At 61.4% G+C, this 16,047-nt stretch carries 10 protein-coding genes; 5 read left to right on the top strand and 5 right to left on the bottom strand.

The features are described 5' to 3' along the window. Positions 1-399: 399 nt before the first annotated feature. The 5 genes from LJ655_RS13225 (at position 400) to LJ655_RS13245 (ending at position 6,382) form a co-directional block, all read left to right on the top strand. The gene (locus LJ655_RS13225; protein WP_230561690.1) at positions 400-1,494 is read left to right on the top strand and encodes a hypothetical protein; all 1,095 of its coding nucleotides are present in this window, start codon (positions 400-402) and stop codon (positions 1,492-1,494) included. 88 nt (positions 1,495-1,582) lie between these two features. Continuing rightward, positions 1,583-2,563, top strand: coding sequence for a glycosyltransferase family 2 protein (locus tag LJ655_RS13230; protein ID WP_268991481.1), 981 nt, complete (start codon positions 1,583-1,585; stop codon positions 2,561-2,563). 542 nt (positions 2,564-3,105) lie between these two features. Continuing rightward, on the top strand, positions 3,106-4,371 hold the full coding sequence (locus LJ655_RS13235) for a flippase (RefSeq protein ID WP_230561692.1): 1,266 nt from the start codon (positions 3,106-3,108) through the stop codon (positions 4,369-4,371). Next, positions 4,361-5,449, top strand: coding sequence for a UDP-galactopyranose mutase (glf, locus tag LJ655_RS13240; RefSeq protein ID WP_230561693.1), 1,089 nt, complete (start codon positions 4,361-4,363; stop codon positions 5,447-5,449). The genes LJ655_RS13235 and glf overlap by 11 nt, the downstream gene beginning before the upstream one ends. A 147-nt stretch (positions 5,450-5,596) precedes the next feature. Further along, on the top strand, positions 5,597-6,382 hold the full coding sequence (locus tag LJ655_RS13245; protein ID WP_230561694.1) for a DUF707 domain-containing protein: 786 nt from the start codon (positions 5,597-5,599) through the stop codon (positions 6,380-6,382). Between the two features lie 363 nt (positions 6,383-6,745). Here LJ655_RS13245 and LJ655_RS13250 read toward each other — a convergent pair whose 3' ends face one another. Genes LJ655_RS13250 through LJ655_RS13270 form a run of 5 tightly spaced genes read right to left on the bottom strand, consistent with a single transcriptional unit; the run spans position 6,746 to position 16,045 of the window. Continuing rightward, on the bottom strand, positions 6,746-7,282 hold the full coding sequence (locus tag LJ655_RS13250) for a chromate transporter (protein ID WP_230561695.1): 537 nt from the start codon (positions 7,280-7,282) through the stop codon (positions 6,746-6,748). Positions 7,283-7,326: 44 nt separating this feature from the next. Beyond that, the gene (locus LJ655_RS13255; RefSeq protein WP_230561696.1) at positions 7,327-7,953 is read right to left on the bottom strand and encodes a chromate transporter; all 627 of its coding nucleotides are present in this window, start codon (positions 7,951-7,953) and stop codon (positions 7,327-7,329) included. A gap of 9 nt (positions 7,954-7,962) precedes the next feature. Further along, the gene (locus LJ655_RS13260; protein ID WP_230561697.1) at positions 7,963-9,579 is read right to left on the bottom strand and encodes an efflux transporter outer membrane subunit; all 1,617 of its coding nucleotides are present in this window, start codon (positions 9,577-9,579) and stop codon (positions 7,963-7,965) included. Beyond that, on the bottom strand, positions 9,576-12,896 hold the full coding sequence (locus tag LJ655_RS13265; RefSeq protein ID WP_230561698.1) for an efflux RND transporter permease subunit: 3,321 nt from the start codon (positions 12,894-12,896) through the stop codon (positions 9,576-9,578). The genes LJ655_RS13260 and LJ655_RS13265 overlap by 4 nt, the downstream gene beginning before the upstream one ends. Then, positions 12,893-16,045 carry an efflux RND transporter permease subunit gene (locus tag LJ655_RS13270; RefSeq protein ID WP_230561699.1) on the bottom strand — a complete coding sequence of 1,051 codons (3,153 nt, stop codon included), beginning with the start codon at positions 16,043-16,045 and terminating at the stop codon, positions 12,893-12,895. Before LJ655_RS13270 ends, LJ655_RS13265 begins: the two co-directional genes overlap by 4 nt. Between the last annotated feature and the right edge of the window lie 2 nt (positions 16,046-16,047).

Here is a 16,047-nt window from a genome sequence, read left to right on the forward strand (position 1 = left end):
GCATTCGCAACCAAAGTTGCCTCTTCTGTCGCATGCCAGTCGCCCGGGGCGCTACGCCTGTTCGCGGGCAGACATCATACGTGACGCGCTGCGGAATACGGCTCGACTTCATCTTGGCTTGTACTAAGATGGATCCGTATGTTTCCCTCTGGTCTCGGCAATGGAGTCACCTATGACCTGTAGCGTTCGGGTTTTAAGCGACGCTTTACCGAGGCCAGCGGTCTTTCAGTTGGAGCCCTCTCCAGTATTCGCGATCGGCGGCTCGAGCGTCGGCGCGATTGTTCTCGTCAGCGCTGTGGGCGTTGGCCTATTCGTGATGCAGGCGACGCTAAATCAGGCGCGTTACGACACTCGCATGCATTTTCCGTGGGCAATGTGCTTTACGCACGAGGAAGTAGCATGACTGCAACGGGCCCTCAAGCGGCATCGCGGCGCGTCGCCATTCTCGTCCTGCTCTGTCGCGATTACGCGGCGCTCGAACTGACCCTCGCCAGTCACATGGCGTACCGGCCGACGGGCGTGGAGTTCATCCTGCTTCAGAACTGCCGGGGCGGCTATGACGCGGAACGCACGCTTGCCGTCGCGCGGCGGTATGCAAGGCTTTTTCCGGGCATTGTGCGGGTCGTCGACGACATTCCGCCTGGCCCACCCTATCGCACGATCAAAAAACTGCTTTCGCAGCCGGCGCTCGCCGGAATCGACCTGATCTGCAAGGTGGACGACGACGCGTTCCCGATTGCCGGCGAGTGGCTCGACAAGATGCTCGCCACCTACGACGCGGCGGAAAAGGAAAGCGGAAACGAGCTAGCCTACGTCACCCCGCTCATCAACAACAATAACTGGGGCTTCCCTGAAGTGATGCGTGTGATGGACCTGGAGCGCGAGTACTTCACGAACCAGGCGCATCCGCATTTCGTCGGAGCCGATGGGGACAGCCGCTTTCCGATGCGGATCATCCCTGCGGACCAGATAGAGATCGGCACCAACGGAACGATATGGGGCTATCCTCATATCGCACGCTGGTTACATGAACGGACCACGCTCCAGCCTGATGCATTCATCGCCGCCACTCGGGCGCTCGAACCCTGCGAAGTGCCGTCGGAATCGCGCTATTCGATCGGCTGCATTCTTTTTCGCAAGCAGTTATGGGACATGATCGACGACGGTGGGCAAGATGACGAGCACATGATGCATATCTACTGCGCGCGGCACAAGCTCAGAATCGTTTGCACACGCAGCGTGCCGTTCGTGCACATCGCATACTTCACCCAACGTGAGGAGAACCGCGACATCGTCGATGCCGCTCGCGCGCTGTACGATGCGAGGCTCGGCCATCCCTTTCCGATTTCACTTTACCCCAACCGTGAACACGATATCGAAGCACGGTTGCGCTGGCTCGAAGCTCACCCGCCGCAGGCCACGAAAGGGACGCTCGAGGCGTCGAAGCGTGTCAGCCGCGCAATCTATCGGCGAGTGCGCACGCTGTGGAAATGAACAAGGGCGTACACTGCCGATACCTCTGCGCAGCAGCGTGGTTGCCGTCGTTTGGCATGAGAAACCGAAGTGTCCAGGAGCATTGTCCATGCCCGCACCGAGAATCAGTGTTCTGCTTCCGGTCTACAAGGTCGAGGACTATATCGAGGACTGTCTCGACTCCTTGCTGTCGCAATCGTGCACCGATTTCGAAATCGTCGCCGTCGACGACAGCAGCCCCGATCGCTCAGGTGAAATCGCCGCCCGCTTGCTCGCGCAACAGGACCGCATTCCATGGAAATTGATCAGAAACACCGACAATAGAGGACTCGCCGAAACGCGGAAAATTGCCGCATCCGAAGCGCGCGGCGACTACGTGCTCTGCGTCGACAGCGACGATCGTGTTCATCGCGATCTCATTCGCACCGTGCTGCGCGAAGCCGACCAGCACGATGCCGATGTCGTCGTTTTCGCCGCCGAACACGTGAGCCCCGATGGCGCCGTGAACTCTCGCATCGATTCCGGCGACTGCATCATCACCGGCGTGGAAGCTGTCCAGAAGATTCTCGACCTGACGCTGCAAGCGTTTTGCTGGAACAAACTCGTGCGCCGTTCAATCTTCGTCGCAGTCGAGCACCCGTGCGGTCTCATTTACGAGGACCTTTGCGTGTCGGTGCAGACGCTCGCCAACGCGAAAATCGTGCGGCTCATTCCCGACAGGCTTTACTCATACATGTTCCGCGAATCGGGAATCTCGCGACGCTTCAACCCGCGGGTCGTCGACCTTTTCACCATCATGGACCGCGTTGAAAAAGGTACCGCGTCTCTCCCGATTCCCGACTACCAGCGTCTCCTGTTCCGCCTCAAATACATCTTCGGATACCGCGCGATCGCGTTTCAAACCGCAATTACCGCACCGAGTTACCAACTCGCGAGCCCGATTCTGTACAGCGTTTCGAAGAAGCTGCGCGTGAAGCACCTGTTGGGCATGTATGCCGAGGGGCGGCCGAAGCTCTCCGTCGTCATGACCATGCTCAAGATCCATCCATGGATCTTCTATTGCGTCGTGAGACGCTTTAATCACCGCTGACCTTGCGAAATCCGCCATCGGGCCGATCAGTTGGCGGCTATCGCCTTGGAAGCGCACGAGACTGTTTCCCCGGCATACACACAGGGAATACGACGAACCTGCACTTAACCGTGTTGCCTGAACTGCTATCCGTTTTAGCCGTCTCAAAGGCACGGCGTTTGCGTACGACGGTCGGACTCGCGGACAGAGCGTGCGCGATATAAGGCGGACCCGTAAAGAAGGCACGCGCCGCAGTGTACCGCGGAAGAATTACCGGGCCAGAGCTACGCGATCTGGCGCTCGCGGGCACCCACCTGTGCCGTTGGCGTTTATTGACGAACCGCATGCCGCAGGAACAGGCAGTCGAACTGATATGATTGATTGGGATGATTGGTAGGAATTCGAAATGTATTTTAAGTGCTTATTAATGTCCTTAATGTGGAGTTCCGGCAATTGACGGGCTTAGTTGCTCGCTCCCGTGGAAACTTTACGCGCACTCTGCCAGGGGTTGAAGATATGTCACCAGGCGTTCCTCCATCGATGTATTGACAACGGGCTAACTCATGGCGAGTCCACTCCGACAGAACATCGTTGCGCTGGCAATCCTGCAGGCAGCGAACTTGTTGCTGCCACTTGCAACGGTCCCCTACCTGTTGCGCGTCCTGCGCCCGGGACACTTCGGTGCATACGTTTTCGCTCAAGCCGTAGTTGGCTACCTCGTGCTGCTGACCGAGTACGGTTTCAACTGGTCATCGACTGCTCACGTCGCGCGAGTCCAATACGATCGGTACGCCGTATCGAAGATCTTCTGGGCGACGCAAGGCGCAAAAGCGCTCATCGCTGTGGTCTGCCTCGTCATCCTGATCTTGGCGGCTTTCTTCGTGGCGAGATTGCGCGAAATGCTTCCGGTTTTGCTGGCCACCTATCCGGTCGTCATTGGAACGGTCCTGTTTCCACAGTGGCTTTTCCAGGGATTGGAGCGGATGACGTTTACCACGGTTTCACTGTTGAGCGCGCGATTGCTCCTGCTTCCGCTAACGTTCATCCTGGTGCGCTCGTCGGCCGACACGTGGATCGCCTCGCTCATCAGTTCGATGAGCGTGGTTGTTGCAGGAATCGTCGCATCGATCCTGATCGCGAAAAAAAGACTGATTATCCCGTTGATGCCGAGCATGGCGGACATCATCGGGGCGCTTCGTGATGGTTGGCACACGTTCATCTCGACGGCAGCGATCAGTTTGTACACAACCACGAATAGCGTGGTGCTTGGATTCATTGCCGGAAACGCCGCTGTTGGCTACTTTGGCGTAGCCGACAAGATTCGCAACGTCGCCCAAGCGCCGCTCGTACCGATCGCCAATGCCATTTACCCGCGCGTGACGGCGCTCTTTTCCGAAGATTCCGACAAGGCTTTTGCGTTGGTGCGCAAGATGTTTTACCTGGCGGGCGCGGCCATGTTGCTCGCTTCGGTCGGGCTCTGGGCGAGCGCCGAGTTGATCGTTCGTATCGTAATGGGCCACGGGTATGAACCGGCCGTTATCGTTCTGAAGTGGATGGCCCCACTGCCGCTCCTGATCTGTCTGAGCAATATATTAGGCGTTCAGCTGATGCTACCTCTCGGTATGAAGAAGAAAGTCAGCGAGATCCTGATCGTCTCCGGCTTGTTCAACCTTGCCGTGCTCGTGCCACTCGTATTCATTTACGCTGCTCAGGGCGCGGCAATGTCGGCCCTTGCCACCGAATTCCTGGTGACGGCCTCAATGGCCTTCCACCTGATCAAATGCAAAATTCCGGCTTTCCAGACGAGGATGCACAGAGATGAAATATGACTTCCTTATCGTTGGGGCGGGGTTCGCAGGCGCGGTCTGTGCCGAACGGCTTGCGGCAAGCGGCAAGCGCGTGCTCGTCGTAGACAGGCGGAATCATGTCGGCGGCAACGCATATGACCGTAGAGACGCGAATGGAGTGCTGATCCATCCGTATGGTCCACATATTTTTCACACGAACAGCAAGCGGATCTTCGAATACCTGTCCGGTTTTACCGACTGGCGCTTCTACGAGCATCGTGTGAAAGCCTACGTAGATGGAGATCTCTACCCCATACCGATCAATCGTACGACGATCAACAAGCTTTACGGCCTCGATCTCAGCGAGCAGGACACGATGACATTCCTCGAGTCGGTACGTGAAGAGAGAGAGACCATCATTACGAGCGAGGACGTCGTGTTGAGCAACGTCGGCCGCGATCTATGCGACAAGTTTTTCCGCGGCTACACGCGCAAGCAATGGGGACTCGATCTGTCCGAACTGTCTGCGGCTGTCGCTGCGAGAATCCCGACGCGTTCGAACGACGACGACCGGTACTTCACCGACACTTTTCAATTTATGCCGGCGCACGGCTACACCGCGATGTTCGAAAAGATGCTTGACAGTCCAGATATCGACGTACGCCTGTCTACCGACTATGGCGAGATGAAAGCGAATATCGAATGTGGACACGTTGTATACACTGGACCGATCGACGCTTATTTCGGCTATCGGTTCGGCAAGCTTCCGTATCGTAGTCTGCACTTCGAACATCAGCATCTGAATGACGTGGAGCGTTTTCAGACCACAGGTACCATCAACTATCCGAACGATCACGAATATACGAGGATTACGGAGTTCAAGCACCTCACCGGACAACGACATCAGGGAACGTCGATTGTGAAGGAGTATCCGAGAGCTGAAGGCGAGCCGTACTACCCGATTCCGCGTAAGGAAAACCAGGAATTGTTCATGCGTTACAGCGCGCTTGCGGACACCGTTGACAATGTCACTTTTGTGGGCCGACTGGCGCAGTATCGGTATTACAACATGGACCAGGTCGTTGGTGCGGCGCTCAAGGCTGCAGAAGGACTGATCTAAAGGAGCATGAGCCCTTCTGTGTCCCGCAATCTGCTTTCCACGCATAGGGATTGAAAGGTGAAAAAGTACTTGGTCGTTCTGAGATGTGGAGACAGTTCCCTGCATCCGCAATGGTTCAGCGGTGGAAAGACCCCGAGCTTCGACTTGATGCTGAGCTACTATGGGAAAGACGAAAATTATGCAGACGTCTTTGCGAAATCCATACATCGATTCAAAGGATCAAAGTGGGAAGGTCTTAACGATTTCATGTTGCAAAAAGCGCAATCGATTTCTCATTATCGTTACATTTGGCTCCCGGACGACGATATTTTGACGGACGTTCAAACGCTCAATGAGTTTTTCGAGTATGTAGAACGAGAGAATTTCGCACTCGCGCAACCGTCTCTCGACGAGAGAAGCTATTTCAGTCATGCAACGACGCTACAAAACAAGGCGTTCGATTTTCGCGAGACCAATTTCGTAGAGGTGATGGCGCCATGTTTTTCGTCGAATGCCTTGCACGTAATAAAAGACAGCTTTGGAAAGACCAAGACAGGCTGGGGCCTCGATTTCGCATGGCCCGGACGAGTCGCTACATTGGGGAAGGTTGGCATTGTTGACCGTTTTTCCGTGCTCCATACACGCCCGATCGGTTCGGCTGACCACAGCATCGCATGGTCTGAACTGCATCAGACGCTCGCGCAATACAGGTTGCGCGCGTCGATAAAGGTCCGCCAGGCCAGAACCAGCGATGCAGGAAAAATCTATACAAGCGGTCGCCTGGGCAATCCCATGTTGTTTATTCATGCAGTGAGAGGGAGCCATCCTGTACGACGGAAAAATCTCATCACTTATTTTGGCCTGCTGAAAGAATATGTTCCCTGGCTTCACTATACCAAGCGAAAAATGCAGCCATATCGGCTTTCGGAAAGCCCATCGCGCCCTTTGGAATGATGATGACGCGGCTGATTGATGTGAATACTCTCCATCATCGTCGCAGCGCATCAATCTTGCCGGATCCAGACACCGGTCGCGATTATTGATGGAGTCACGAGAATGTCTGACCTTCTAAAAATGCCGCTCCGGTACATCGCCAGGCGGCTGAGGCTCATCATAAGTTGTGGTTAAGGCACCGGCATGACGACCAGACGAACGACCGCTGCAGCGGGCCGCGACCTGGCTCAACACGCCGCTGGCAGCTCCGCGGGCCCGGCGATTGCATCGATGGTAATCATTGGTCTCGGCACTTTCCTCGCGCAGTGGCTTTTCATTTGATCTGGACCAGGCCGCCGCCAAACGCACACTTCCCGCGGCGCGCTATACCAAGCCCGCGAAATGCGCCAGCACGAACACGACCGCGCCGCCCGCGATCAGCACTAATGCATTGATGCGCGTCTTCATCACGAGCACGGTCGCGAGGGCCGCGACGAGCCACGCGATCCAGCCGCCTTCGAGTTCCTTGATGAGTACGTAGACGGCCGCGAGGATCAGCCCCGCGGCCACCGGCCGCAAGCCGGCCTGCAACGCGTTCAGCCAGCGCGCGCCCTCGTGCCGGTTCCACACGTGCACGACGCCGTACATCAGGAACGCGGTCGGCCCGAATAGCGCGAGAGTCGCGACGAGCGCGCCGCCGAGGCCGCCGACCTGGTAGCCGATCAGCGTCGCGAGCAGCGAACCGGGACCGGGCGCGAGCCGCGCAATCGCGAAGTCGCTGAGGAATTGTGCATGGGTCATCCAGTGGTGCACGTCGACGACCTGGCGCTGCACTTCGGCGATGATCCCCTGGCCGCCACCGACGGTGACGACCGACAGCGGCGCGAAAACTGAAAACAGGGCGATGAGCGTTCGAGACACGGCAGAAGCTTCTCTGGAGATTGATTAACGGCGATCCAAAACAATCAGCTCTGGCGCGCCTCGCGCACGTATTCATAACCGACGCTCAACGCGCCCGCGATCAGCACGGTCCACACGAGCGAGACGCGAAACACCGCGGCGGCTGCGAACGTCGCGACCAGCACCAGATAGGGAAACACGCGGTGCGGCAACCGGCGCGCCGCGGTGATCGCCATCGACAGCGACAGCCCGATCGCGCCCGCCGCGGCGCCGGCGAGCGCGATACGCGTGAGCGGAAACGAGGCGATCGCCGAGAAGAACATGCCGAGCAGGATGATCACGACGGCCGGCGGAAAAATGATGCCGCAGAATCCCGCGACGGCGCCGCGCCAGCCGAGCAGCCGGTAGCCGATCCAGATCGCCAGATTCTTCACGTTGACACCGGGCAGCGCCTGCGACAATGCAAGGCCGTTGAGAAAGTCGTCTTCGCTCATCCAGTGCCGCTCGTGCACGAACTCGCGCATGAACCAGCCGCTCAACCCGCCGCCGAAACTCGTCAAACCGATGCGCGCGAAGATCAGAAAGAGGCCGAGCGGGGTCACTTCGCGCGGTGGCGCTTTGCGGTGCGGCGCATCGTCTTCAGGTGTCGATACCGGGTCGCTGACGTCTTGCCCCAAGGTTCCTTTGGCCAATGCGCCTCCTTAGTCGTTTTGATCACGCTGCGCTTGCCGCGCGCCCGGCATGATAGCCGCGGACGGCGCCGAAGGCGAGGAAGCCGAAGCAGGCGCCGACGCCGCCGCGGATGCAACAGCCGGATGCCGCGGATCATGCAGCTCATCGGTCGACCATCCGCCGCCCAGATCGCCGAACAACGACGCCGCATGCAGCAATCGCGATTCCTGCACGTTCAGCGCGGTCTGCCGCGTGGTCAGTTGCGTCGCTTGCGCGGTCGCGACGGTCGTGTAATCGACCGTGCCCGCCTGGTATTCGTTGAACGCGATCTCCGCGCCGCGGTCCGCGTCACGCACCGCCGTTTCGAGCACGACCGCCTGGTCGGCGAGAATGCGCAGGCCCGACAGGTCGTCCTCGACGTTCTGGAAGGCGCCTAGCACCGTGCCGCGATAGTTGGCGACCGCCGAGTCGTAGGCGGCCTTCGCCGCGTCGACGTTGGCGCTGCGCAGGCCGCCGTCGAACAGCGTTTCGGTCGCGCTGCCGCCGAGGGACCACACGTAGTTCGCGGCCTTCAGCAGACCGTTCAGCGGTGACTGCGTGAACCCGGCCACCCCCGACAGCGAGATATCCGGGTAATACGCGGCCACTTCGACGCCGATCGCCGCATTCTGCGCGGCCATCCTCCGCTCGGCCGCGGCGATGTCGGGACGGCGTTCGAGCAGCGTCGACGGCACACCGACCGGCACCGACGGCAGCGCCGGCATCGCGGTGCTATGCGCGATCGACAGTTCCTCCGGGTTCTTGCCGACCAGCACCGCAATCGCGTGGGCGTTCTGCGCGCGCGCGACGCCAAGCGCGATCAGATCGGACTTCGCGGTATTCAACTGGCTGCGCGCGGTGATCACGTCGCTCGGCGGAATCGTGCCCGCGCGATCCTGCTCGCTGACGACGTCGAGATAGTGTTGATACGCGACGACCGTCTCCTGCAGCAGGTCGATGTTGGCGTCGCTGGTGCGCAGCTCGATGATCGCGGTCGCGAGCGCAACCTGCTCGGAGAGCGTCGCATTCGCGAGCGTCGCTTCGCTCGATTGCGCGCTCGCTGCGTTCTCCTCGACCGTGCGGCGCACCTGACCCCACAGGTCCGGCGCCCAGCTCACGTTGCCTTCGAGCGAGCCCGAATTGACGATGCGCGCGGTCGTCCCATTGACGAAGCTTCCCGAATTACTGACCGACCCGCCGCTCGCGCGTTCGCGCGTCGCCGAACCGGTCGCGCCGATGGTCGGAAACAGGGCCGCGTGCGCGGCGCGCACTTCGGCGAGGGCCTGCTGGTAGTTCGCGTAGTCGGCGCGCACGGTCTGGTTCGACACCGCAACGAGCGGTTCGAGTTCGTCGATCAACGGATCGTTGAACGCGGTCCACCACCTGCCCTTCGGGCCGGTCGCGTTCGGCTCGGCTCTGGTCCAGCCCGGCAGCTCGGAATAAGTGGCGGGCACTTTGACCTGCGGCCGGTGATAATCCGGGCCGACCATGCAGCCGGCGTTGAACACCGCCAGCAGCGCGACGGCGAGCGTCGCAACGCGCGGCACTGCAACGCGGGCCGTCGCCAAACGCGTCGCCGATCGTTCAGTCGAAGTCTTCATCATCATGCCTTCGTATCCGGTTGTCCCGGCGTCGCCTCGCGGCTCCAGCGCAGCCCTGCGGACCAGCTGACGAGCCGTGCACGCAGGCGGTCGAGGTACAGATAAATCACCGGCGTCGTATAAAGCGTAAACATCTGGCTCAGGATCAGCCCGCCCATCACCGTGATACCGAGCGGCTGACGCAGCGAGCCGCCCTGGCCGACGCCGATCGCGAGCGGCACCGCGCCGAGCACGGCCGCGAACGTCGTCATCATGATCGGCCGCAACCGGATGAGCGCGGCCGCGTGGATCGCGTCGCGCGCGGGCATATTTTCCTGGCGCTGCAACTGGATCGCGACGTCCACCATCATGATGCCGTTCTTCTTGACGATACCGATCAGCAAGATGATGCCGATCATCGCGATCACCGAGAACGGCGTGCCGAAGATCAGCAGCGCGAGCGTCGCGCCGATGCCCGCAGACGGCAGCGTCGAGAGGATCGTCAGCGGATGGATCGAGCTTTCGTACAGCACGCCGAGCACGATATAGACGACGCCGAGCGCCGCGAGAACCAGCAGCGGCACCACGGTCATCGACTGCGAATAGGCCGCCGCCGCACCCGCGAACGAGCCGTGGATGCTCGCGGGCATGCCGATTTCGCGGATCGCCTCGTTGATCGCCGCGCCCGCCTGACTCAGCGACCCGCCAGCCGGCAAATTGAACGAGATCGTCGCGGCGACGAGGCCGCTTTGATGGTTCACCTGGGTCGACGTGCGGCTGTTCGAGTACGACGTCAACACCGAGAGCGGCACCATCGTTTCGGCGGCCGTGCTGTCCGCGCTGCCGGTCGAGCTGCCGCCCTTGCTGTTGGCGATGCTGTTGTTGGTCGCGTTCGACTGCGCATCCGCGTTGCGCGCGTTCGTGTTCGACGAAGTGCCGGTGCCGTTCGCGCCCGGCGTGGTGGTTGCCGACACCGTGCCGTGCGGCATCTGTGTCGCAGCCGTGCCGGTCGGATTGCCCGCCGCCGTGCTCAGATAGATCTGGCTCAGCGTCTGCGGATACTGCCAGTACTCCGGCGCGACCTCCATCACGACGAAGTACTGGTTCAGCGGGTTGTAGATCGTCGAAACGGTGCGCTGGCCGAACGCATCGTAGAGCACGTTGTCGATCTGATTAGGCCGCAAGCCGAAGCGCGCGGCGGTCGCGCGATTGATCGACACATAAGTCTGCAGGCCGTTCTGCTGCAGGTCGGAATTCACGTCGAGCAACCGTCCGTGCTCCTTCGACAACGCCGCGACGAGCTTCGGCGTCCATGCGAACAGCGCGGTCGAATCGTCGCTCGTCAGCGTGTACTGGTACTCGGCCGCCGATTGCCGCCCGCCGATGCGTAGATCCTGCTGCGCCTGCAGAAAGAGCCGCGCGCCCGACACTTCGCCGAGCTGCGGCCGCAGCCGGTTCACGACCTCGGTAGCCGTGGCGTGCCGCTGCGACAGCGGCTTCAACTCGATGAACACGTTCGCGGTATTGAGCGCGCGTCCGCCCGTAAATCCCGCAACCGACTGCACCGCCGGATCTCTCTGCACGATCGACTGCAACTGCACGAGCTTCTTCTGCATCGCCGTAAAAGAGATGCCCTGGTCGGCGATGATCTGCCCGATCACGATGCCCGTGTCCTGCTCGGGAAAGAAGGTGGCGGGCACGAGCCTCAGCAGGAACACGTTGCCGACCAGCAGCACGATCAGCAGCAGAATGACCAGCAGCGAATGATCGAGCACCGCCGTCAACGTGCGCGCGTAGACCTCCTTGAAGCGATCGAACTGCCGCTCGAACCAACGCGCCCAACGCGCTTTCGAGTGACCAGCGTTGTTGCGGCTCAGCACGTACGCGCACATCGCGGGCGTGATCGTCAGCGAGATCACCAGCGAAATCAGGATCGCAATCGACAGCGTAATCGCGAACTCGTGGAACATCAGCCCCACGATGCCCGGAAACAGGATGATCGGCAGAAACACCGCGATCAGCGACAGGCTCATCGAGATCACCGTAAAGCCGACCTCGCCCGCGCCTTTGATCGCGGCTTCCTTCGGACCAAGCCCCAGCTCCATGTGGCGCACCACGTTCTCCAGCACGACGACCGCGTCGTCGACCACGAAGCCGGTGCCGATGGTCAGCGCCATCAGCGAGAGATTGTCGATGCTGTAGCCGAGCAGATACATCGGTCCGAAGGTACCGACGATCGACAGCGGCAACGCGACCGCCGGTATCAGCGTCGCGCGCGGCGACTGCAGGAAGATGTACACGACGCCGACCACCAGCAGCACCGCGATGAACAAGGTGCGCTCGGTATCGCTGACCGACGACGTGACCGACTGCGAGCGGTCGATCGCGACATCCACATTCACGCTTTTCGGCAAGGTCGCTTCGATGGCGGGCAACACATTGCGTATCTGCTGCACGGTACTCACGACGTTGCTGCCCGGCATCGGATAGACGATCACGAGAATCGCCGACTTGCCGTTGAACAGCCCCGCATTGCGAATGTTTTCATTCGAGTCGCGCACCTGGGCGACGTCGCGCAATCGCACCGGCGCGCCGTCGCGATACGCGACTACCAGATCGCGGTACGGCGCCGCGTGCGTGATCTGATCGTTCGACGTGACCACGTAGCGCTGATCGCCGACATCGAGATGGCCCTTCGCGCTGTCGGCATTGGCCGCGCTGATCGCCGCGCGCACGTCTTCCATGCCAATGCCATAGCTATTGAGCTTGCCCGGCTGCAATTCGACGCGCACGCTCGGCAACGCGCCGCCGCCGAGCGTGATCTGCCCGACGCCCTGCACCTGCGACAACTGCTGCTGGATCACCGAATCGGCGGAGTCGTAGAGCTGCGCTTTGGTCAGCGTGTCGGATGTCAGCGACAGCACCATGATCGGCGCGTCGGCCGGGTTGTACTGGCGGTAGCTCGGATTACTGCGCAGCGTGGTGGGCAGATCGGCGCGCGCGGCCTGGATCGCCGCCTCGACGTCGCGCGCCGCGCCGTTGATATCGCGCTTCAGGCCGAACTCGACGATGATCAACGACGAGCCGACATAGCTGATCGAGGTCAGCTCCTCGACGTCGGCGATGGTCGCGAGCCGCCGCTCGAGCGGCTCCGCCACCGTCGACGCCATGATGTTCGGGCTCGCGCCGGCCATGTTCGCCTGCACGACGATCACCGGAAACGCGATGTTCGGCAGCGGCGCGACCGGCATGCGGAAATACGCGAGCGTGCCGGAGATCAGGATCGCGATCGCGAGCAGCGTCGTCGCGACCGGTCGCCGGATGAAGAGCGCCGGGATGTTCATCGCGTGCCCTCCGCGCCGCCCTCCGGCGGGCGGTCACCCGGTTCGCCGCCCTTGCGTTCAGCGCGCTCGGCGCGCCAGCGGTTCACGCGCGCGGCGGTACGGTCGAAGAACAGATAGATCACCGGCGTCGTGAACAGCGTCAGCATCTGGCTCAGCGTCAGACCGCCGATGATCGCGAGGCCCAGCGGCCGGCGCAGTTCCGACCCGGTGCCGGTGCCGAGCAGCATCGGCAGTGCGCCGAGCATCGCGGCGAGCGTCGTCATCAGGATCGGCCGGAAACGCAGCAGCGACGCCTCGAAGATCGCATCGCGCGGCGCTTTGCCGTGATTGCGTTCGGCGTCGAGCGCGAAGTCGACCATCATGATCGCGTTCTTCTTGACGATGCCGATCAGGAGCACGATGCCGATGATGCCGATCACGTCGAGATCCATCCCCGCGAGCATCAGCGAGAGCAACGCGCCGATGCCGGCCGACGGCAGCGTCGACAGGATCGTGACCGGATGGATGAAGCTCTCGTACAGCACGCCGAGCACGATATACACGGCAACGAGCGCCGCGATCAGCAGGTAGACCTCGCTCGACAGCGAATCTTCGAACGCCGCGGTCGCGCCTTGCAGTGACGACGTGATCGACGGCGGCAGCCCGATCGCCTGTTCGGCCGCGTGAATCTCCTTGACCGCGGTGCTCAGCGACGCGCCCTGCGCGAGATTGAACGTGATCGTCACCGCCGGGAACTGCGCGAGATGACTGATCACGAGCGGCGCCTTCCTGATCTCGATCTTCGCGATGCCGGACAGCGGCACCTGACCGGTGCTGCTGGTCTGGCTCGGCAGATAGAGATTGCCGATCGACTGCACGGTCGGCATCGTTTCCGGCTTGGCGACCAGAATCACGCGGTACTGGTTCGACTGCTCGAAGATCGTCGAGACGATGCGCTGACCGAGCGCGTCGTACAGCGCGTTGTCGATCGTCGCGGGGGTGATGCCGAAGCGCGCCGCCAGTTGCCGGTTTACTTCGACGTTCACGCTGAGACCGTCGGTGTCGAGGTCGCTCTGCACGTCCGAGAGCGACGGAACCTGCTTCAGGCGCGCAACGACTTCCGGTACGTATTTCTGGAACGCCTGCTGGCTCGGTCCACGCAACACGAAGCTGTACTGGTTCGGCGACACGGTCGTGTCGAGCGTCAGATCCTGCTCGGGCTGCATGAAGAGCTTCACGCCGGGCACGTGAGCGACTTCCCGCGCGAGCCGCCGCGCGATTTCCTGCGCGTTGTCCGCGCGTTTGTCTTTGTCGCGCAGATTGATCAGGAAGCGGCCATTGTTCAGCGTCGCGTTAGTACCGTCGATTCCGACATACGACGTCAGCGATACCACGTCCGGGTCCTTCAGGACCGCTTCTGCGAGCGCGCTCTGGCGCTGCACCATCGCCGCATAGGAAACCGAGTTGTCGGCGACGCTGATACCCTGGATCACGCCGACATCCTGCACCGGAAAGAGGCCCTTCGGAATCACCACGTACAGAATGCCGGTCAGAACGACGGTGGCGATCGCGACCATCAGCGTCAGCGTCTGATGATCGAGCACCCATGCGAGGCCGCGCTCGTAGGCGGCGAGCGTCTTGTTGAAGAGGCCCTCGCTGATGCGCTCGAAGCGGCTCGGATGCCGCTCGGCCTGCGCGCGCAGCATCCGCGCGCACAGCATCGGCACCACCGTCAGCGAGACGACGGCCGAAATCACGATCGTGACCGCGAGCGTCACCGCGAACTCGCTGAACAAACGCCCGATCACGCCGCCCATGAACAGCAGCGGAATCAGCACCGCGATCAGTGACACGGTCAGCGACAGAATCGTGAAGCCGATCTGCCCCGCGCCTTCGAGCGCGGCTTCGAGCGGCGACATGCCCTCTTCCAGGTAGCGCACGATGTTCTCGATCATCACGATCGAGTCGTCGACCACGAAGCCGGTCGCGATGATCAACGCCATCAGCGAGAGGTTGTCGATCGAGTAGTTGAGCTGGTACATCACCGCGAGCGTGCCGATCAGCGAGACCGGCACCGAGATGCTCGGGATCACCGTGGCGGGCACGTTGCGCAGGAACACGAAGATCACTGCGACGACGAGCACGATCGCCAGAATCAGTTCGAACGCGGCGTCCGCGACCGACGCGCGGATCACGCCAGTGCTGTCCGACACCACCGTCACTTTCATGCCGGCCGGCAGCGTCGATTCGAGCTGCGGCAGCACCTTCATGATCTGGTTGACCGTCTGGATCACGTTCGCGCCGGGCTGGCGCTGCACGTTCAGCACGATCGCGGGCGAGCCGTTGTACCAGGCGCCGCGCTCGACGTCCTGGGCGGCCTGGCTGACGCGCGCGACGTCGCGCATGAGCACCGGCGAGCCGTTCTGATAGGCGATCACCGTGTCCAGATAGTCCTTGGGATCGGTGATCTGATCGTTGCCGTTGATCGTGTAGTCGAGCTCGGGGCCGTCGAAATTACCTTTGGGCTGGCTCACGTTCACATAGCTCAGCAGCGTGCGCAGATCGTCGATATTGAGGCCGTAGGCGGCGAGCTTGTGCGGGTCGGCCTCGACGCGGATCGCGGGCACGTTGCCGCCGCTCGTCGTCACGACGCCGACGCCCGACACTTCCGAGATCTTCGTGCCGAGGCGGTTGTTCGCGATGTCTTCGAGCTGTGTCAGCGACATCGACTTCGAGGTGACCGCGAGCGTGAGGATCGGCTGGTCGGCCGGATTGACCTTCGCGTAGGTCGGCGGCGCGGGCAGTCCGGATGGCAGAAAGCTGTTTGCCGCGTTGATCGCCTGCTGCACGTTCTGCTCGGCAATGTCGAGGTTCAGCGACAGATCGAACTGCAGCGTGATCACCGATGCCCCGTCCGAGCTGTACGAGGTCATCTGCTGCAGGCCCGGAATCTCGCCGAGCTGCACCTCGAGCGGCGCGGTGACGGTGGTGGCCATCACGGTCGGGCTCGCGCCGGGATAGAAGGTCTGTACCTGAATCGTCGGATAGTCGACGTTCGGCAGCGACGACACCGGCAGCACGCGCATCGCGATCAGACCGACGAGCACGAGCGCGATCATCAGCAGCAACGTCGCGACCGGGCGAAGAATGAACAGGCGAGAAATGTTCATCG

It is taken from the genome of Paraburkholderia translucens (genome assembly GCF_020881035.1).
GTDB classification, from domain to species: domain Bacteria; phylum Pseudomonadota; class Gammaproteobacteria; order Burkholderiales; family Burkholderiaceae; genus Paraburkholderia; species Paraburkholderia translucens.